General features: G+C 67.5%; 15 protein-coding genes. 8 read left to right on the top strand and 7 right to left on the bottom strand.

Annotated features, from left to right (window positions below):
- Position 1 precedes the first annotated feature (1 nt).
- Positions 2-634: a fatty-acid--CoA ligase gene (locus tag ACEWX3_RS14430; protein ID WP_374156911.1), complete on the bottom strand. Its 633-nt coding sequence runs from the start codon at positions 632-634 to the stop codon at positions 2-4.
- Positions 635-884: 250 nt separating this feature from the next.
- Between ACEWX3_RS14430 and bfr the strand changes: the two genes are divergently transcribed.
- The 5 genes from bfr (at position 885) to ACEWX3_RS14405 (ending at position 6535) form a co-directional block, all read left to right on the top strand.
- On the top strand, positions 885-1364 hold the full coding sequence (bfr, locus tag ACEWX3_RS14425) for a bacterioferritin (protein ID WP_163675767.1): 480 nt from the start codon (positions 885-887) through the stop codon (positions 1362-1364).
- Between the two features lie 103 nt (positions 1365-1467).
- Positions 1468-3531: an MDR family MFS transporter gene (locus ACEWX3_RS14420; protein ID WP_374156910.1), complete on the top strand. Its 2064-nt coding sequence runs from the start codon at positions 1468-1470 to the stop codon at positions 3529-3531.
- A gap of 19 nt (positions 3532-3550) precedes the next feature.
- Positions 3551-4033, top strand: a complete 483-nt coding sequence (locus ACEWX3_RS14415; RefSeq protein WP_374156909.1) for a carboxymuconolactone decarboxylase family protein — start codon at positions 3551-3553, stop codon at positions 4031-4033.
- Positions 4034-4069: 36 nt separating this feature from the next.
- Positions 4070-5431 (top strand): glutamine synthetase family protein, encoded by a 1362-nt coding sequence (locus tag ACEWX3_RS14410; protein WP_221357538.1) that lies wholly within the window; start codon positions 4070-4072, stop codon positions 5429-5431.
- Entirely contained in the window at positions 5432-6535 is a 1104-nt protein-coding gene (locus ACEWX3_RS14405) for an amidohydrolase family protein (protein ID WP_374156908.1), read from the top strand.
- Between the two features lie 158 nt (positions 6536-6693).
- Here ACEWX3_RS14405 and ACEWX3_RS14400 read toward each other — a convergent pair whose 3' ends face one another.
- The 3 genes from ACEWX3_RS14400 to ACEWX3_RS14390 all read right to left on the bottom strand — a co-directional run bounded on the left by ACEWX3_RS14400 (position 6694) and on the right by ACEWX3_RS14390 (position 10843).
- Positions 6694-6897 carry a hypothetical protein gene (locus ACEWX3_RS14400; RefSeq protein WP_374156907.1) on the bottom strand — a complete coding sequence of 68 codons (204 nt, stop codon included), beginning with the start codon at positions 6895-6897 and terminating at the stop codon, positions 6694-6696.
- 143 nt (positions 6898-7040) lie between these two features.
- The gene (locus ACEWX3_RS14395; protein WP_374156906.1) at positions 7041-9191 is read right to left on the bottom strand and encodes an alpha/beta fold hydrolase; all 2151 of its coding nucleotides are present in this window, start codon (positions 9189-9191) and stop codon (positions 7041-7043) included.
- Positions 9192-9748: 557 nt separating this feature from the next.
- The gene (locus ACEWX3_RS14390) at positions 9749-10843 is read right to left on the bottom strand and encodes a class I SAM-dependent methyltransferase (protein WP_374156905.1); all 1095 of its coding nucleotides are present in this window, start codon (positions 10841-10843) and stop codon (positions 9749-9751) included.
- 96 nt (positions 10844-10939) lie between these two features.
- Here ACEWX3_RS14390 and ACEWX3_RS14385 point away from each other — a divergent pair, with 96 nt between their 5' ends.
- Positions 10940-13732, top strand: a complete 2793-nt coding sequence (locus tag ACEWX3_RS14385; RefSeq protein WP_374156904.1) for an AAA family ATPase — start codon at positions 10940-10942, stop codon at positions 13730-13732.
- On the opposite strand, the gene ACEWX3_RS14380 is transcribed toward ACEWX3_RS14385, so the two are convergent.
- The 3 genes from ACEWX3_RS14380 to ACEWX3_RS14370 are packed head-to-tail and all read right to left on the bottom strand — an operon-like array spanning position 13729 to position 17786.
- The gene (locus ACEWX3_RS14380; RefSeq protein WP_374156903.1) at positions 13729-15501 is read right to left on the bottom strand and encodes an amidohydrolase family protein; all 1773 of its coding nucleotides are present in this window, start codon (positions 15499-15501) and stop codon (positions 13729-13731) included. The two genes, ACEWX3_RS14385 and ACEWX3_RS14380, sit on opposite strands and share 4 nt — an antisense overlap.
- Positions 15502-15511: 10 nt before the next feature.
- On the bottom strand, positions 15512-15982 hold the full coding sequence (locus ACEWX3_RS14375) for a nuclear transport factor 2 family protein (RefSeq protein WP_221357527.1): 471 nt from the start codon (positions 15980-15982) through the stop codon (positions 15512-15514).
- Complete coding sequence (locus ACEWX3_RS14370) at positions 15972-17786, bottom strand: amidohydrolase family protein (RefSeq protein WP_374159859.1); 1815 nt, start codon at positions 17784-17786, stop codon at positions 15972-15974. The genes ACEWX3_RS14375 and ACEWX3_RS14370 overlap by 11 nt, the downstream gene beginning before the upstream one ends.
- Before the next feature lie 124 nt (positions 17787-17910).
- On the opposite strand from ACEWX3_RS14370, the gene ACEWX3_RS14365 reads away from it, so the two are divergent.
- Together ACEWX3_RS14365 and ACEWX3_RS14360 are read left to right on the top strand one after the other, a co-directional pair.
- The gene (locus ACEWX3_RS14365; protein ID WP_374156902.1) at positions 17911-18816 is read left to right on the top strand and encodes a dienelactone hydrolase family protein; all 906 of its coding nucleotides are present in this window, start codon (positions 17911-17913) and stop codon (positions 18814-18816) included.
- Positions 18817-18900: 84 nt separating this feature from the next.
- Positions 18901-20007: a glycosyltransferase gene (locus ACEWX3_RS14360; protein WP_374156901.1), complete on the top strand. Its 1107-nt coding sequence runs from the start codon at positions 18901-18903 to the stop codon at positions 20005-20007.
- Positions 20008-20020 lie beyond the last annotated feature (13 nt).

Below are 20020 nucleotides of genomic sequence, written 5' to 3'. Positions count from 1 at the left end.
GCTACTCCTGCCCGCCGACGCTCATCAGATGGGCGAACCGGCCGACGAACCGCGTCGGATAGGCGCCCATGCCGGCGTTGCTCATCCACTCGGCAGCCGCGTCGGGGTGTTCGATCCACTGACGTGCGCTGACCTCGTTGTCGATCTCCTGCAGGATCAGGACTTCCTGGCCGTCATCGAGTGCCCGGTACACCCAGATCTTGCGCACGCCGCCTCGCTTGAAGCGCTCGAGACCGTCGTGGATCTTGACCATCAGTTCCGACACGTCGTCAACCGACGACATCACGCCCACGACGACGCGACCGACATGACGCTCGGATCCGGTCCCGTACAGGTCGATCTTCTCGACGACCTCGCCGCCGAAAATCGGGGGAATGTCATCAGCACCGGAAATATCGAACCATTCGAAAATCGCCGGCGAGCGCAGCACTTCCCTGATCGAGCGGGCCTGCCGAATTCCGATGGTGACCAGAACCCGCCGCGGTTCCCAAATGGATTCGTAGACCACGACGTGATGCGCCCCGATAGTGGAAAGACCATTCCGGTGTTTTTCCAACCATTCCCACATGAACTCGAGGTCGTCGACGCGAAAGTCGCAGGCGAGAATGAACGAGTGCAGATCATACTCGTCCATTGGTGACCCTTACCTTTCTTCGCCGCCCTCAGCAGTTAGCCGAGTCTAACCTTACTTAGCCTAGGCAGTCCAGACTCCTGCCGTGTTGCACAGGAGGTCTTGGCCGATATCACGGTCACCGACCCGAAAACATGCCTCACACAGCGGTAATGGTGCGCGCCGGATGCCGCGCGTGCACTAGATTGGAGACGCTCGCGCACCACCGTGCAGATAGCGCACGCCGACATCGACAACGTGTTTAGGAGCAGCCATGCAAGGCGATCCCGAGGTTCTGAAATTGCTCAACGAGCAATTGACGAGCGAACTGACGGCGATCAACCAGTACTTCCTCCATTCCAAGATGCAGGACAACTGGGGTTTCACTGAATTGGCTGCGCACACGCGCAAAGAATCGTTCGAGGAAATGGTTCACGCCGAGGAGATCACGGACCGAATCCTCATTCTCGACGGTCTGCCCAACTATCAGCGACTGTTCTCGCTGCGCGTGGGGCAGACGTTGCGCGAGCAGTTCGAGGCCGATCTGGCGATCGAGTACGAGGTCGTCGGGCGGCTCAAGCCAGGCATCCTGATGTGCCGCGAAAAGGGCGACGCCACCTCGGCGAACCTGTTCGAAAAGATCCTCGCCGACGAGGAACTGCACATCGACTACCTCGAAACGCAGCTCGAGCTGATGGGCAAGATGGGCGAGGAGCTCTACATGGCCCAGTGCGTGTCCCGCCCGCCGCAGTAGCGGTTTGCCGCGGGCCCCGGCGGCTATCCCCGCCTGGCGCGGTAACTTCCATAGGACATCTAACGATGTAGGTGGAGAGTTCTTCGCGCCCGGAAAGGCAGGTATGACAGGCAGCCCCGCGACCAGCGCCGATCAGCCCGAACACGCCGAACCCGCCCAGGTCGGCGCGCAGCGGCACAATCTGATCTTCGTCGCTGTGCTGCTCGGCATGCTGCTGGCGGCACTGGATCAGACCATCGTGGCCACCGCACTGCCCACGGTGGTGGCCGATCTCGGCGGCGCCGGACACCAGGCCTGGGTGGTGACCAGCTACCTGCTCGCTTCGACCATCGTCACGGCCGTCGTCGGCAAGCTGGGGGACCTGTTCGGACGCAAGGCCGTCTTCACCGTCGCGGTGCTGTTCTTCCTGGGCGGCTCGGTGCTGTGCGGCATCTCGTCCTCGATGACGATGCTGGTCGCCTCCCGGGCGCTGCAGGGCATCGGTGGCGGCGCGATCATGGTGACTGCGATGGCGCTGATCGGCGAGGTGATCCCGCTGCGCGATCGAGGCAGGTATCAGGGCGCGCTGGGCGCGGTGTTCGGCGTGACGACGGTGATCGGCCCCCTCCTGGGCGGGTACTTCACCGATCACCTCAGCTGGCGCTGGGCGTTCTGGATCAACATCCCCGTCGCCCTGGTCGTGCTCGCCGTGGCCACCGTGGCGATCCCGGCGCTGGGCCAGCGGACCCGGCCGGCCATCGACTACGCCGGCATCGCGACCATCGGTCTCGGCGCGTCCGGGCTGACGCTGGCAACCAGTTGGGGCGGCAGCACCTACGCGTGGTCGTCGCCGATGATCATCGGTCTGTTCGTCGGCTCGGCGGTGATGCTGGCGTTGTTCGTCTGGGTCGAGTTGCGCGCCGACGAACCCGTCCTGCCCATCCGGTTGTTCGCCAGCCCCGTGTTCACCGTGTGCTGCGTGCTCGCCTTCATCGTCGGTTTCGCGATGCTGGGCGCGCTGACCTTCCTGCCGACGTTCATGCAGTTCGTCGACGGCGTCTCGGCCACCGAGTCCGGCCTGCGCACGTTGCCGATGGTGGGCGGGTTGTTGCTGACCTCCATGGGCAGCGGCATGTTGGTCAGCCGCACTGGCCGCTACAAGGTGTTCCCCGTCGTCGGCACCGCGGTCATGGCGGTGGGATTCGTGCTGCTGTCGCAGATGGACGCCGGCACCCCGGTGCTCCAGCAGAGCGTCTACCTGTTCGTGCTCGGAGCCGGGATCGGGCTGTGCATGCAGGTACTGGTGCTGATCGTGCAGAGCACCGCCAACTTCGCCGACCTCGGCGTCGCGACGTCGGGCGTGACGTTCTTCCGCACCATCGGAAGTTCGTTCGGTGCGGCCATCTTCGGGTCGCTGTTCGCCAACTTCCTCGAAAGCCGCATCGCCACCGCGCTGGCCGTCAGTGGCGCCCCCGCCGAGGCGGCACAGTCCCCACAGGCCCTTCAACGTCTGCCCGGCGACGTCGCCGCGCCGATCGTCGACGCCTACGCCGACTCGCTCGGCCTGGTGTTCCTGTGCGCAGCGCCGGTGGCCGTGATCGGATTCCTGGTCGCACTGACCCTCAAGGAGGTGCCCCTGCGCGACCTCGACCCGGCGGCGGGTGTCGACCTCGGGGAGGGCTTCGGCATGCCTCAGATGGAGACCCCGGAGGAGATTCTGGAGACCGCGGTGGGCCGACTGGTGCGCCATTCACCCGACATCCGGCTGCGCAGCATCGCCGGCCGGCACGGCTGTGTGTCCGACCTCGCCCTGCTGTGGGGCCTTATCCAGATCTACCGGCACAGTCAGGTTTTCGGTTCGGCCACCCTGTCGGCGATCGCCGACCGGCTCAAAGTGCCCGCCGAAGTACTCGAACCGACGTTCACGCGCCTGGTCGACTCCGGCTACGCGTTGCGCACCGGCGACCGCATGTGGCTCACCCAGGCCGGAGCCGGTCAGGTCGCCGCGGCAACCGGCGCGCTGGTGGGCCGAATCGTCGAGAAGCTCGCGTCGTCGCCACTTTTCGAGGGACGCCCCGACCATTCCGAGGTCGAGGCGGCGCTGGAGAGGATCGCGGCGCGATTGCTGGTGCAGCGCGAGTGGGATGACCGGGGTGCGGTGCCCGAGACCGCCACGCCCGCGCGGTGAGGCGGCGTACGATGCGGCCATGAGCCGAATCGGAGACTTCCCCGACGACGACGTGACAGGCTTCGCGGTCACGTCTCCCGACCTCGGTGCCGCGATGGCGAACTTCAGCCACGCCGTCTACACCAAAGGCAGGCTGCCGCTGCGGGTGCGGGAAGCGGCCCGCATCGTGATCGCCCACGCCAACGAGTGCGTGGTGTGCCAGAACACCCGCGACGGCGCCGGTGACGCTGCCGGTGTTGACGAAGATCTCTACGAGCATGCGGCTGAGTGGCGGACGTGGCCCGGGTACAGCGACGCCGAGCGCATCGCGATGGAGTTCGCACACCGCTTCGCCACCGATCACACCGGCCTTCGGGATGATGACGACTTCTGGCGGCGTGCCGCCGAACATTTCGACGACGCGCTGATCACCGACCTGGCGATCTCCTGTGCGATGTGGGTGGGCATGGGTCGGGTGTTGCGCACCCTCGACATCGGGCAGGCCTGCAAGATCACGCTGTAGAGTTCGGCCGACCCGCGCACCCGGCTACTGGTATGAATGGCTGACATGGCAGCCAAACCGCTCGCCGCCGCGGCTATCGCACAACTCGAGTCCGATGGAGTGGCGACCCTCATCGGGACCGTCGTCAATCCGGCGGGCCTCATCCACGCCAAGACCGTGCCGTTGCGCCGAATGAGCTCGTTCGCCGATCCGGGTCTGGGCGCCAGTCCGGTCTGGCATGTCTTCGCGATCGACCAGGCGGGCATCGTGTTCAGCGAGTCCACCGGCGTGGTCGGCGACCAGCGCATCCGCATCGATCTGGGGGCGCTGCGCATCCTGGGTAACGGATTCGCCTGGGCGCCAGGCTCGTTCTTCGACCAGAACGGCGTGCCCGATCCGTACTGCACCCGGGGCGCGCTGGCCGCCGTCACGAAACGCCTCGACGACGCCGGATACAGCGCAGCGGTGGGCCACGAGATCGAGTTCGTGCTGGTCGGCCCTGACGGTGCACGCCTGCCCCAGCACCTGTGGGCACAGTACGGGCTGGCGGGCGTGCTCGAATACGAGGGATTCGTCCGAGACGTGACGGCCGCGGCGACGAGTTCAGGGGTGGCGATCGAGCAGTTCCACCCCGAGTACGGAGCCAACCAGTTCGAGATCTCGTTGGCCCCGTTGGCGCCGGTGGCCGCCGCCGACCAGCTGACGCTGATGCGCATCATCATCGGCCGGGTGGCCAGGTCGTACGGCATGCGCGCGAGCCTTTCTCCCGTCCCGTTCGCCGGTAGCGTGGGTTCTGGTGCACACCAGCATTTTTCGCTGAAGCGCGGCGACACACCGGTGTTCTCCGGGGGCGGGCTCCCTGGCGGCTTGACCGAGGAGGGGTCGTCGGCGATCGCCGGTGTGCTCGCCGGGCTTGCCGAGGCCCAGGGCGTGTTGTGCGGCTCGATCCTGTCCGGGCTGCGCATGCAGCCTGGCAGTTGGTCAGGTGCCACGCTGTGCTGGGGCACCGAGAACCGTGAAGCCGCCGTGCGTTTCCTGCCCGGCGGTTCGGCCAACCCCTACGGCGCCAACGTCGAGGTCAAGGTCGTCGATCCCTCCGCGAACCCCTACCTCGCGTCCGCGGCGATCCTGGGGCTGGCGCTCAACGGCATCGAGCAGGGCCTCACCGCCCCGGGCGAGATCGCGGTCGACCCGGCCTCGTTGTCCGATTCCGAACGGGCCGAGGCGGACTTGCGGCTGCTGAGCACCGACCAGTCCGAGATCCTCGACGCATTGAACGGCTCCGCCATGATCCGAGGCATCCTGGGTGACCCGGTGGTCGACGCCGTCGTCGCGGTACGCCGATACGAACGCGACAATTTCGCCGACCTGAGCACCGAGGAACTGGCCGACAAGTTCCGGCTGGCCTGGAGCGTGTGAATGTCGGCGCTGCACGAGCACCTCGGCGCAGTGCATCTGATCGACCACCACGTCCACGGATGCTGGCTGCAGCCGCGGGACCGCACCACGTTCGAGAACGCGCTCAACGAGGCGAACACCGAACCGCTGGCTGATTTCGACTCGGGCTTCGACACACAGCTGGGTTTCGCGGTCCGGGCGCACTGCGCCACGGCGCTCGGCCTGGTTCGCCACGCCGAGGCCGACCACTACTGGGATCGGCGCACCTCAGTGCCCGAGGCCGAGCTCGCCTACCATTTCCTCTCGGCCGCCGGTGTCTGCGACTGGCTCGTCGACACCGGCACCCCCGGCGTGGCGTCGCTCGGCGAGCTGTCCGGATTGGCGGTCGGCGGGGTCCACGAAGTGGTCCGCCTGGAATCGATCGCCGAGGAGGCCGCGGCACGAGCGGGGGATTACGCGGCGGCGTTCGACGAGATCCTTTCCGACCGCTCCCGCACCGCGGTGGGCACCAAGTCGGTGCTGGCCTACCGGGGCGGATTCGTCGGCGATCTGTCCGACCCCGCGCCCCGGGAGGTCGCCGAGGCGGCCGCACGCTGGCGCGACGCCGGAGGTGTTCGCCTCACCGACCGGGTGCTGCTGCGGTTCGGACTGCACCGCGCATTGCGGCTCGGGAAGCCGCTGCAACTGCATGTCGGCTTCGGCGATCGCGACGCGGACCTGCACGCGGCCAATCCGATTCATCTGCTGGACTTCCTGCGGGGAAGCGGTCCGACCCCGGTGATGCTGCTGCACTGTTACCCCTACGAGCGCGAAGCCGGCTACCTGGCGCAGGCGTTCAACAACGTCTACCTCGACGGGGGTCTGGCGATCAACTACCTGGGCGCCCGATCGCCGGCGTTCATCGAGCGGCTGCTCGAGATGGCCCCGTTCCGCAAGATCCTCTACTCCTCGGACGGCTACGGGCCGGCCGAACTGCACTATCTCGGCGCCCGGCTGTGGCGTAGCGGCATGACACTCGCGTTGCAGCGCTTCATCGACGCAGGGGAGTGGAGCGTCACCGACGCGCGCCGCGTGGTCGACCTGATCGCCCACGAAAACGCCCGGCGGATTTATCAGCTCGAGTAGCCGCGGCTCAAACAACGGCCGTCAGTGCGCGGCGGTGCCGGTGGGTGGACGGGTAAGGCCCGGCGGGATCAGCGCGACGAGCTCAGCTCTGAACTTCATCCCAGGCAGTATCGGTCGTAGTTGTTCGAGGCCCTGATGTAGATGCCCAGATAGTCTGCTTAGCCCCGCACATCGCCTTGTTCGCGTGCGAACTCCGCCATGTTGTAGGAATCTTCGATCACCTCGGCGACCGCCAGGCAGTTGACCTCTCTCGGCTTCGCGTTCGCGGTGCTGGCGGTCATCCCGACCAGCGCCGGGCCGGCGATCGCCGCGGCCATCGCCGCAGCCAGTGTGTTTCGTGACAAGGATGTGAATGTGGCCATGGCCGTTCCTCTGGTTCTCCGTGTGCCCCGTCGGCACAGGATCAGCCTGTCACCGCCGACCTCTCATTCGAATCCATGGCTCCACCTAGTGTTTCGTTGGTGAGGTGTTTCATTCACCGGGGCGCCGCCAGGAAACCCTGCGATCAGAGCAATTCAGTCAGCAACTGGGCAGCACGCTGGGCGCCGTCGGTCTCGACCGGCCGATACGGCCTGTCGGCGGACATCTCCTCGACGATGATCTGGGCGAGCAGGTGCGGATCTGCGGCCTCGGCGTAGCACATTCGGCGTCCGGCCGCGTAGCGGTCCAGCCGGTGACTGACGTGAAAGTTCTGTTCGAAGTGGTGATCCAGCGGCACGTAGACGAATGGGGTGCCCGCCGCGGTCAACTCCATGCATGTGGTCAAGCCGCCCTGCACCACCGCGATGTCACAGGCCGCGAGATAGTCGGCCAGGTCGTCGACATATCCACAGACTGTGACCCCAGGGACCCGCGGCACCGACGCCGGATCGATGCGGGGACCGGTGACCACGACGAAGCCCAGTTCCGGCACCATCCGCCGGATGATCGGTACCGCGTGGACGACCCGACCCAGCAGGGAATTGCCGACGCCCGTTCCACCGACGGTGACGACGCACAACCGGTCGTCGGGTCCGACGCCGAGTCTTCCTCGCAGCGCCGCGCGCTCAGCACCGTCCGGTGGCGGGCTACCCATGACGTACCCGCTGAACTCGAAGTTGTTTTCCGTCCACTCGCGGATACCCGGCAGCCCGGCACCGAAGTCGTGCGGCACGATGTCGTGAGGTTCACCGACGAAGATCGACCGGTCACGTACCCATGGAAACCGGGCGCGCTGTTCGATCATCTCGGCGTTGTAATCGGCGGTCAGGGCGCGCTCTCGACGGTCGCCGTCAGGCATCGGTAACCAGCCGACGAAGTCTGTGAGCCATGCGAACTGGAACCGCTTGAGTTCGGGGTTCTCGTGGAGGAAATAGTCGACTTCCCAAGCCTCATCGGCGATCACCAGATCCGGCAGGTAGTCGGCGACCATCTCGGCAAAAACCATGAAGTTGGCGATCAGAATCGTGTCCATGCGGCGGATCGCTTCGAACGCATGGAGATCGTGTTCGCCTGCTTCACTTTCGATATGTGCGGATTCGCCGAGGAGATGTCGTGACGCCGGGTGCAACCTCTCGCCAGCAGCGGCCAGGACCTTGGTCACGGGGCTCTGGGCCAACCACATTAGGTCGATCTCAGGAACATTGCGGCGCAATTCATTGGCGATCGCCAAGTCGCGGCGGGCATGGCCCAGCCCGATCGGCGACGACAGATACAGCACTCGTCGAGGCCGCCTGGCGGCCCGCGTCCAGTTCGCGCGACGCGGAGATGACGGAGTGACAGAGTCGATGAATCCGCGCAGCAGTGTGTTGACCCGAACCGGGTCACGTGTGATCACGCCGTGGCCCGCTCCTTCGACAAGGGTGATCGATCCACCGGTCAGCTCCGCCAGTTGCTCACCGACGGCGTGGCCACTGACCGTATCGGCTGTCCCGTGCACAACGTGCACCGGACAGCGAACCGATTCGGCTGCCTCGCTGAAGGGTTCGGCGGCCAAGGGTCCGGGATCGAGCCGGGCGGCGGTGGTGTGGCACAACGTCTGGGCGTCGATCTCCGCCGACCATGCCAGCATGTCCTCGATCTGCTTGCTCGAGTGCGGTTCCGGGAACATCTGCGCGAAGAAGAACTCACGGAAATCGGCCAGGCCTCCGCTGCGCCAGTGATGCGCCGAGTACTTTCGCCACCCCTGCGGGTTTTCGGATCGACGCTGCCACAGCGCGCGCTGCCCGGCGAAGTCCGCGGCGGGCAGCGCGCAGGACGGGGCGATGGCGAAGATGCCCCGGACACGGTCCGGCTCGGCGGCGGTCAGGCGCACTGCCCATTCGGCACCGCGGGAGAATCCGACCAGAACACACTGCTGGGTCCCGGTGGCGTCCAGTACCGCGACCGCGTCGGCGACGTATTCGCGGTCCTGATAGTCGGCCGCCTCCGGTGGTCGGTCGGATCGGCCGGAGCCCCGCCCGTCGAAGGTCACCACCCGATAGTGGCGAGCGAGGAACGGAACCTGCGCCTTCCACATCCGTGAGTCAACGATCGACCAGGCGGGCAGCAACACCACGGTGGTGGGGCCGTCGCCGTACACGTCGTAGTGGATCGACACGCCGCCGCGCACCACCTCGCCCGACAAGTCCGGAGGTCGTGCGCGGCGGCTGGTGTCGGCCCGGCTTGTATCCGCCATGGACTTATCTTCTGCCTTTGGTCGGCTCTCCATGGCCTGATCGACTGCCTCGGGCAGGTGACTCAGGGCTGTGGGTCCAGCCATTGGAGGTCGGGGTTGTAGGTCCCGACGACAGGTGTCTCGGGGGCGGGCGGAGGTGGTGCGACTTGACCCGGCGTTGCCGTTTCGGGCCGAGGTGCCCGCCCGGCCTCCCAGGGTGCCTGTGGTGCGCTCTGCGCGGTCGCAGGTGGTGCTTCGCACTTCGCCGTCATGCCGGAACCATTCAATTCGCCGCCGGACATGATGCAGCAGAAGTTTCTCTCGTCCGTGAACCCGTCACTATCTGTCTGACCGTTGACGTATCTGCTTTCTGCCGCGTGCATACATGAGTCGTACGCACCGATGTCCCAGACCTTTTCCGCGTGCGAGACCGCGGGCGCTGCGAGCGTGCCCACTGCCGCTGCCAGCGCGACCGTGCCGACCATGGTGGCCGACAGGTGTGTGCACCGCCTTGGCGTATGTGACTGGTTTGTTCTCACTGGTTGACTCCCTCATGATTGGTGCAGCCAGACGTGCTGCTAGGGCCGAACCTCGAAGACGTTGTTGAAAGGGGTGTGCGCGACCAACCGGAATCGGGTGAAGCCCGCGGCGGTCACCACGTCGCGAATACGCGCGGGCCCTGCTTGGGTGCCCAGGGCGAGTCCGACCGGCTGGGCCAGTGACGAGGGGGTGCACAGCAGAGTGGAGAAGCCGTAGTAAGCCCGCCCGACCGGGGTGAGGTTGTGTTCGACCCGGTCGCCGGCGGCCGGCTCGACGATCATCCACGTGCCGTCGTCGGCGATTACCTCGCGAACGTGGCGTGCGGCGCCGATCGGGTCACCCATGTCGTGCAGCGAGTCGAACGTCGTGACCAGGTCGTACGGACCACCGGTGAACGCATCGGCCGCCGCCAGTTCGAGGGTGATCTGCGGGGCGAGCCCCGCACGCTCGACACGCCGGCGGGCGATCTCGACGGACTCGCCGTGGGCGTCCGCACCGAGGAACGTCGACCTCGGAAACGCCTGTGCCATGAGGATCGTCGATGCAGCGTGCCCGCAGCCGATGTCGGCGACGGTGGCGCCGGCAGCAAGCTTGCCGGGCACCGAAGTCAGCGCGGGAATCCACTCGCCGACGAGGTGAGCGGCGTAGCTCGGGGCAAAGAACCGCTCGCAGCCGACGTGGACATCGGCGTTGTGCTCACCCCAGCCCACTCCATCACCCGCCTGCGCGGCGTCGATGACACGCTGCGCGTCGCGGATCGTTCCGTACACGATCTGGAAGAGGCCCCCCACGAAGGCGGGGCTGGCTTCGTCGGTGAGTGCTACCGCCTCCTCCGGCCTCAGCAGGTAGCGGCCGGTCGACGCGTCGTAGCTGACGAACGATCCAGCGGCCTGGGCGTTGAGCCACTCCCGGGCGTAGTGTTCGGCGGTTCCGGTGCGCTCGGCCAGCTCGGCCGGTGTACTCGGCCCGTGCGCGGCCAGATCTCGGTAGAAGCCCAGTCGGTCGCCCATCACGACGAGCGCGCAGTTCAACGCGGCACCGGCTTCTTCGACGGCACGGGACACGAAGGCGGTGAGGCGGTCGGGATCGACGGGCGGACCCGAAATGGGAGACGCCGTGGCGGTCATGTTCATCGTGGTGTCCTTTCTTGGCTGCCACCACGGTGACACCGGGGTGGGGCATCCCGAATCCAGTGCCCCACCTAGTCGTTGTCTCCGTATGATCTGCACATGCTGGTCGGCCGGGGACCCGAGCAGCGACGCATCGCCAAGCTGCTGGCCGCTGCCCGACTGGGGCAAAGCGGCGTCTTGGTGTTGTGCGGTGAAGCAGGGATCGGCAAGACCACCCTGCTGGACGACACCGCCGCCCATGCCGGAGATATGACGGTGCTACGCACCTCCGGCAGCGAAGGGGAGTCGACACTCGGCTTCTCCGGTCTACACCAACTTCTGCACCCGGCGCTGCACCTCGTCGACGACATTCCCGGGCCACAATCCGACGCACTGTCCGTCGCGCTGATGCTGCGTAACGGCCCGCCTCCGGAGAGGTTCGCCGTGGCGGCAGCGACACTGAGCCTGCTGAGCCGCTACGCCGAACAGGCTCCGCTACTCATACTCGTCGACGACGCACACCTGCTCGATCCGCCGTCGGTCGAGACCCTGCACTTCGTGGCGCGGCGGTTGCTGGCCGATCCGATCGCCCTGGTGGTCTGCCTGCGCCCAGAGCGCGACGTGGCATTCACCGACCCGGGCCTGCCGGCATTGGAGCTGCGCGGCCTGGATCCGGCAGCGGCCGCCGAGCTGGTCGCCATGGCATCGACGACGCGAATGACTGACGAGCTGTACGCGTTCACCGCGGGCAACCCGTTGGCCCTCGTCGAGCTCTCCCGTGACCCCGAACAGCTCGACCGGGCGGGACCGGAACTGCCGCCGCCGGTCACCCAGACAGTTGCGCGGGCGTTCGGGCGCCGGATCGCCGCCCTGCCCGGGTCGGCGCGCACCGCTCTGCTGATCGCGGCTGTCGCCGATGGCGAGCTGACGGTGACCGCCCGGGCGGCGCAGACCATCGGCACCGATGTCGGACTACTCGCGACGGGAGAAGAGGCCGGGCTGCTCGAAATCCGAGCCGGGCGTGCCGAGTTTCGCCACCCGCTCGTTCGGTCGGCAATTTATGCCGAGGCAGATGCCGACACCCGCCGTCGGGTTCACCGTGCCGTCGCTTCGGCGCTTCCATCTGCCATGTCGGAGCGTAAGGCGTGGCATCTCAGTGAGGCGTGCGTCGGACCTGACGACGCCGTGGCATCTGCTCTGTCCGTTGTCGCGCAGAGCGCGAAAGCCCGTGGTGCGTACCGCGTTGCCACGGCCGCGTTCACCCGAAGCGCTGAGCTGACGATCGACTACCCGGTGCAGGGCGCGCGGTTGACGGCCGCCGGGGAGTCGGCGTGGCTCGCCGGTCGCGCGGCGCAGGCCACGGCTCTCCTACAGCGGGCTGAGGAGGTGGTCTGCGACCCCGTCGAGCTCGCAAGAATCGACGGAATACGCGGAAACATCGCGCTGCGCGCCGGATCACTTCGCGATGCCCACGGTCGGCTCGTGGCGGCCGCATCTCGAGTGGAGGATGTCGACCCCGACACCGCCACGCTGTGTTTGGCCGACGCCGTGACAGCATGCTTTTACCTGTGCGATACCGCCGCCGGGCTGGCCGCCGCAGATCGACTGGAGCGCCTGGTTCACGACTGCGGTCCAGCGGCGCGCCTTCGGGCCCAGATGGCGATCGGCATCGCCCGGGTGCTCGCCGGCGCGGACGGCGTGCGATGGATTCGGGAAGCGGTGGCGGCGCTCAGCGCACGACCGTCGGTATTGGATGATCCCCGGCGCCCGGATTGGGCGATCATCGGCACACTGTTCTTGCGCGAGTCGACGGCGGGACGTGACCTCGCCGAGGGCGTGGTGCGGGACCGCCGAGCCCACACCGCGCTTGGCGCGCTGCCCAACCTCTTGTTTCACACCGCACGTGACGACGCGACGACCCACCGATGGCATGCGGCGGTCACGGAGTACGACGAAAGCATCTCGCTGGCACGAGAAACCGGGCAATCCACGGACCTTGCAGTTTCGTTGGCCGGCCTGGGCTGGTTGCAGGCCAGAATGGGCGCCGCCGAGCAGAGCCGAGACACCCTGGCTGAGGCGCAACGGCTTGGCCGGTCACACGACATCACGCTGGCGCAGCTGTGGTCTGAGTTCGCACTCGGCGACCTCGCCCTGGTTCTCGGCGACGCCGACGGGGCTGTGGCGCACTTTCGGGACTTGGAGGTGCTCTTGGGCGGCACTGGCCTTGGCGATGTCGACCTGGCACCCGGACCGGAACTCGCCGAGGCCCTGCAGCGTCGAGGCGAGGTTGTCCAGGCGAAAGCAGTTGCCGAGGAGTACTTTCACCGCGCCATAGTCAAGGGCCAGCCGTGGGCACTGGCACGCGCCCATCGCGCAGTGGCCATGTGCTCCGCGAACTCCGACGAACGCTGGGCGCACTTCGAGACAGCGATCGAACTGCACTCGGACAGTCCGGACATGTTCGAGGAAGCCCGCACCCGGCTGTCGTTCGGTTCTGCACTTCGCCGCGACAAGAAGCGCGTCGCAGCACGGCCAGAGCTGCAGAGCGCCCTCGACGCATTCGAGCGGCTCGGCGCTCGCCCGTGGGCCGAACAAGCCGCGACGGAACTCGACGCCACTGGGTCACGGGCTCGCCGCACCGGCGAGAGTCCCTTCTCGGTGCTCACTTCTCAGGAGGCCCGGATCGCGCAGGCGCTCGGCGCCGGAGCCACCACCAAAGAGGCAGCTGCGGCGTTGTTCCTGAGCCCGAAAACCGTGGAGTACCACCTGCGCCACGTCTATCAGAAGCTCGGTTTGCGCTCACGGGAGGAACTGCGCGCGGCTGTGGTGACCGAGTTCGACAGCGCGGCCGCGCCTAATGGATCAGACAGCCACACCTTGACAGCTCGTGCACGGCCGCAGCAGCTTTCTTAACGCACCCCGCGGAGCAGCCGGCCCGGCCGCGCCCCGGTGTCCACACCGTGACGCCGGGTGATCACCCCGCTCACCACGGTCGCGTCGTAACCGCGGGCGCCCTGGACCAGTCGCCGCCCGCCCGCGGGCAGGTCGTAGGCCATGCGCGGCACGTCCAACTGCAGCGCCTGCATGTCGATGACATTGATGTCGGCCTTCTTGCCCACCGCCAGCACACCACGGTCGGAGAGCCCGTAGAGCGTTGCTGTGTCCAGGGTCTGCTTGCGCACCACGTATTCCAGCGAGAACCGTGGTCCGCGGTGGCGGTCGCGGGCCCAGTGCGTCAACAGGAAGGTCGGGTAGGACGCGTCGCAGATCAAGCCGCAGTGCGCCCCGCCGTCGGACAGCCCGGACACCGCGGCGGGATGGGTCATCATCTCGTGGATGGCGTCGTGGTTGCCGTCGGCGTAGTTGAAGAACGGCAGCATGAGCATCGCGGTGCCGTCCGACTCGAGCATCAGGTCATACATCGCGGCAAGCGGATCCTGACCACGCGCCTGCGCGATCGCGGCCACCGTCTGATCCGGCGTCGGTTCGTAGTCGGGCGGGTCGCCGATCGCGAAGATCCGGTCGGCGCTGTGTTGGATCAGCGCGTAGAGACCGTCGAACAGCGGCACCGGCTGTGGCGGTAGATCCGCCTCGGCCAGGATCGTCTCGCGCACACCCGGGTCGGCCAGCCGCGCGGCGAGTTCCTCGTGGCCGAGCTCTGCCTTGAGCCGGCGGTAGGTGGGGCGGTGGGTGAAGGCGTGATAACCGGGAAAGCCGAACAGCATCCCGAACGGGCGGGCGGCGAACTGGGCGTACAACTCGACGCCGTTCTCCAGCGCCTTGCCCGCGCGTTCGAGCTGTCGGCGCCAGAGATCGGGGGCTCCGCCGGTCTGGATCATCGTGAACGTGACCGGTCGTTCGATCTCCGCGCCGAGCTGGGTCATCCAGTCCATCTCGCGCATCGTGGCCTCCGCGGGGCTTTCACCCGCGGTGCCCTGGGGTGACACCTCGAACACCGCGCGGCCACCGGCCGCCATCGCCCGACCGAGGCCGAACAATTCCGCTTCGGCGGCATAGGTTCCGGGCACGGGTTCACCGTCGATCGCACGATGGGCCTCGGTGCGCGACGTGGAGAAGCCCAGCGCGCCCGCCTCCACTGCTTCCTGCACGATGCGCGCCATGGCGGCGATGTCGTCGGGCGTGGCCTCCTCGTTGCGGGCGCCGCGTTCGCCCATCGCATAGCCGCGCACTGCTCCGTGGGCGATCTGGGTGCCGTAATCCACTGCCAGCGAGCGCTTCTCGACGGCATCGAGATATTCGGGGAAGCTCTCCCACTGCCAGGTGATGCCTTCGGCCAGCGCTGAGCCGGGGATGTCCTCCACACCCTCCATCAGTTCGATCAGCCACTGCTCCCTCCCGGGCCGCACCGGGGCGAATCCCACCCCGCAGTTACCGCTGACCACCGTCGTGACGCCGTGCAGGCTGGAAGGTTCCAGCGTGTCGTCCCAGCTGACCTGACCGTCGTAGTGGGTGTGGACGTCGACGAAACCGGGGGCGACGATGCGCCCCGTCGCGTCGATCTCGTGCGCTGCGTCGGCCTGCAGGCCGTCGGACGCCCCGTCATTGCCGCTGCGACGGCGCACCTCGACGATGTGGCCGTCCTTGACGCCGATGTCGGCCCGGTAACGCTCGGCGCCGGTGCCGTCGACGACGGTGCCGCCGGTGATCTTCAGGTCCAGCATCGGTTGCTCCTCACACCAGTCCGGTCGCGTCGAACACCCAGGACATGTCGGCGTTCGCGAAATCGGCCAGCCAACTGGCCGGCGCATGGTTGGCCAGCGCCCCCATGTCCCAGTAGTCCTTCCACAGCGTGATCAGACCGTCCTCGACCCGGTGCACCGTGACGAACTGCAGAACCGCTGATTCGCCGGTGGCCCAGTGCCATTCCTCGTGATGCTCGTACATCAGATCCACCCCGTTGCTGACCATCAGGCCGGGGAAGTTCGCGTACGACGCCAGCGGCTCGAGCCCGATCTTGAGGCGCTTGACGATGTCGTCCGGACCTCGCGCGGCTGCTGCAGGACCGACCGGCATGTCGAGATAGATGCAGTGCGGAGCAAGCTGGCGCTTCACACCGTCCCAGTCGCGCGCCGACAGCGCCGCCCACATCGACGAGACGGTCGTCTCGATGTCAGTCACCTCGCCCATCTGCTCAACCGACATGTGCCAGAGCCTCTTTCCCGTTTGCCGCTGTCCCCGTCTCTTGCCGTCTCGCCGGCGCCGGCGCCTTGTGCGCGGCACGCAGGAACCTGCCGGTGCGCTCGGATCCGACCACCGGCGTCAGCGCGCCGTCGAGATACACCGGCCGCCCGCCCACAAGCACGGCATTCACGGTGTCGTCATTGCGGTTGACCATGCGCGACAGACCGCCGTACTGGGCCACCGGTTCCTCGGCATAACGGTCGAGGACGGCGTCGAGCCGGCGCGGATCCAGGACGACGACGTCGGCGCGGTCGCCGAGGCGGAGGTGGCCCGCATCGATGCGATACCAGTCGCCCAGCTCCCCGGTGAGCCGGTGCACGGCCTGCTCGATGGTCATGAACGGCGTGCCGGCGAGTTCGGCGTCCCGCACGTGACGCAGCAGGCGCAGGCCCATGTTGTAGAACGCCATGTTGCGCAGATGCGCACCGGCGTCCGAGAACCCCATCTGGATACCGGGATCACGGGCCAGCTTCTTGAGCACCTCGGGCCGATGGTTGGAGATGGTGGTGCGCCACCGCAGCGCCCGACCGTGTTCGAGCACCAGATCGAGGAAGGCGTCCACCGGGTGCAGCCCGCCGCGCAGGCGCCCCACCTCGCCGAACGACTTGCCGACCACGGACCGGTCGGGGCAGGCGACGATCTCGGCGTCGAAGAAGTCACGGTGCCACACCCGCATCCCGAACCGGCTGTCGTAGTCCTTGCGAAAACGTCTGCGGTAGCCCTCGTCTCGCAACAGCTCGTTGCGCTCGACCTCGTCACGCAGGTGCAGGGCGGCCGCGCCCGCGCCGAACTCCTCGAACACGACCAGATCGATACCGTCGGCGTACACTTCGAACGGAACCGGCAGGTGTTGCCACCGGAAGTTGCCGCCGAGGCTGTTGACCAGCCGGGCCAGGGGACCGAGGACGTTGACCGCGACGGGGTTGGACTTGACGTCGGCCGCCGAGAGCAGGCTGGTCTTGAGCGGGTTACGCACCACCCCCAGCGACTGCACCGCCTGCGACAGGAGATTCAACGGGTTCTGGATGTCCGGCCCGGACTGCAGTACCCGGTTGGACCGGCGCAACAGCGATTTCAGCCTGCGCAGCTCACGCGGTTTGGCATACGTCGACGGCAGGGTCCGCGACCGGCACACATCACCGTCGAGCTTGTCGAAGAGCAGCTGCTGCGAGGACATTCCGACGAATCCGGCGCGCAGCGCCTCGACCAGCATACGTTCCATCCGCGCCTGCTCAGCTCGCGTGGGGCGCTCGTCCTTACGGGTGGCCCGGTCCAGTCCCATTGTCGCGGCGCGCATGTCGGAGTGTCCGAGGAACGCCGCCACGTTGGGCCCGAGCGGGCGCGACTCCAGCGCGGCGATGTATTCCTCACCGCTTGTCCAGTCCTTGTGCTTCTCGACGGCGTCGATGACGAAGTCGCGCGGGATCGCCTCGACGCGCCCGAAGATGTCGCCGGCGTCGGCGGCGTCGAGGTACACCGTGGACAGCGAACACGAGCCGAGCAGCACGGTGGTGACCCCGTGGCGCAAGGACTCCGACAGCGCCGGGCCGCCGAGCACTTCGACGTCGTAGTGAGTGTGGATGTCGATCATGCCAGGAAGCACCCACTGGTCGGTGGCGTCGATCACCTGCGCGCCGGTCTCGTCCAGATCACCGGTGGCGATCGCGGCGACGTGGCCGTCCCGGATGCCGATGGTGCGCACCGCCGAGGGGGCGCCCGTGCCGTCGAACCAGCGCCCGTTGCGGATGACCGTGTCGTACGTCACATCACTCACAACACTCATCGAACCGCCCACGTCGGCAGGTGTCAACGACATCAGTGAACAGATTTTGCCGTTTGTCTACCATCAGCCTGTGAACTGCATCACACCCCCGGGCATAATGGCTGGGGTGACGCCGCTGCAGCGCTATATCGCCGAGGAAATCGCCACCGACCACGTCGACGGCCTGCTCACCCGGCGCGAAGCACTGCGCCGACTGAGCCTGCTCGGCATCGGAGCCGCCGCTGCCACCTCCCTGATCGCTGCCTGCAGCAGCAGCGATCAGCAAGGCGCCCCGTCCACCGCCACGCCGGCGGCGCCTGCTGACACCTCACCGCCGGGCATGGATTCGGCCGTGTCGACCGCGGCCGTCACCTGGGCGGGACCGTCAGGCGAACTGCAGGGCGCCTGGGCCGAGGCGGTCCGACCACGCGGGGGCATGCTCGTCATACACGAGAACAAAGGCCTCAACGACTGGACCCGCTCGGTGGCCGCGCGTCTGGCCGGCGCCGGTTATTCGAGCCTGGCCGTCGACCTGCTCTCCGCGCAGGGCGGGACGTCGACGTTCGACGATCCGGCCGAGGCGACCGCGGCGCTGGGCAACCGGGAACCCGACGCGATGGTCGCCGACCTGAAGTCCGGAATCGCCGAAGTGCAGCGGCGCACGCCGGATCTGCGGGTCGCGGCGATCGGATTCTGCATGGGTGGGGGACTGGTGTGGCGGCTGCTCGACAGCGGCGCGCCCGAACTGGCCGCCGCCTTCCCCTTCTACGGGCCGACACCAGAGGATCCCGACTTCTCCGGCTCCAAAGACGTTGCCGTGCTGGCCTTCTACGGAGAGCTCGACCAACGCGTCAATGCGACCGAACCCGCCGCCGCTGCCGCCCTGCAACGCGCGGGGATGGTCCACGAGCTGGTCACCGAACCCGGCGCCAATCATGCGTTCTTCAACGACACCGGTGACCGCTACGACCCGGCGGCCGCCGCCGACGCCTGGCGCCGTGTCCTGGACTGGCTGGCCGCTCACGTCGGTTAGCGGGCACCGACAGGCCACCAGCTGTTCGACGGCACGCCGACTGGCGGTTCACTTCCGCACATGCGAAGGCGCTGTTATGCAGCCATGCGGGTGGTCCAGGTAGCCAATTTCTACGGCCCCCGGTCCGGCGGGCTGCGCACCGCCGTGGACCGACTGGGCGCCGAGTACTGCGCGGCCGGGCACTCGGTGTACCTGATCGTCCCGGGCCGCTACGCCGAATGGGTCCGGTTGCCGTCGGGGGTCATCCGGATCTCCCTGCCCGCCAGGTTGATCCCGTTCACCGGAGGTTATCGCGCTGTGCTGCCGAGACCGGTGACCGCGCTTCTGGAAGAGCTGGAACCAGATGCGCTGGAGGTGTCCGACCGGCTGACCCTGCGGTCACTGGGCCCGTGGGGGCGGCGCCACGGCGTCTCGACGGTGATGATCTCCCACGAACGCCTCGACCGTCTGGTCGGCCAGATTCTTCCCGAGCCGCTGGCCCGAGCGGTCGCCGACGTCGCCAACCGGCGTACGGCCACGAACTACGACGCCGTGGTGTGCACCACCGCGTTCGCCCGCGAAGAGTTCGAACGTATCGATGCCGCCAATGTGATGACCGTGCCCCTCGGCGTCGACCTCGACCAGTTCCATCCCCGGCACCACTCCTCGGAGTTGCGGGGCCGCTGGGCCGGCCCGGACCAGGTGCTGCTGGTGCACTGCGGGCGGCTGTCGGTGGAGAAACACGCGCACCGCAGCATCGACACCGTTGCCACCCTGCGTGAGGAGGGGGTGGACGCCCGGTTGGTCGTGGTGGGGGAGGGACCACTGCGCGCCAGGCTGGAACGGCAGGCCGGTCGTCTGCCTGTCGACTTCCTCGGATACGTCGGGTGCCGCGACACCGTGGCGGGAATTCTGGCCAGCGCCGACGTCGCACTCGCACCCGGCCCTCACGAGACGTTCGGCCTGGCCGCGCTCGAAGCGCTGGCATGCGGCACGCCCGCGGTGGTGTCACGAACCTCGGCGCTGGCCGAAATCCTCACCACCGACAGCGGAGCCACCGCGGACAACGACGCGCGCGCCGTCGCCCGCGCGGTCACCACGGTGATGAGCCGGCCCGAACCCCAGCGCAGACACAGCGCGCGACAGCGGGCCGAGCAGTTCAGCTGGCCACGCTCGGCCCAGGGCATGCTGACCGCGCTCGGGGCGTCTTAGCAGAGCAATTGCG

It is taken from the genome of Mycobacterium sp. G7A2, assembly GCF_041902445.1.
Classification (GTDB): Bacteria; Actinomycetota; Actinomycetes; order Mycobacteriales; family Mycobacteriaceae; genus Mycobacterium.
Note: the sequence above shows the minus strand (reverse complement) of the source record. Positions and strands in the feature narration are given on the sequence as shown.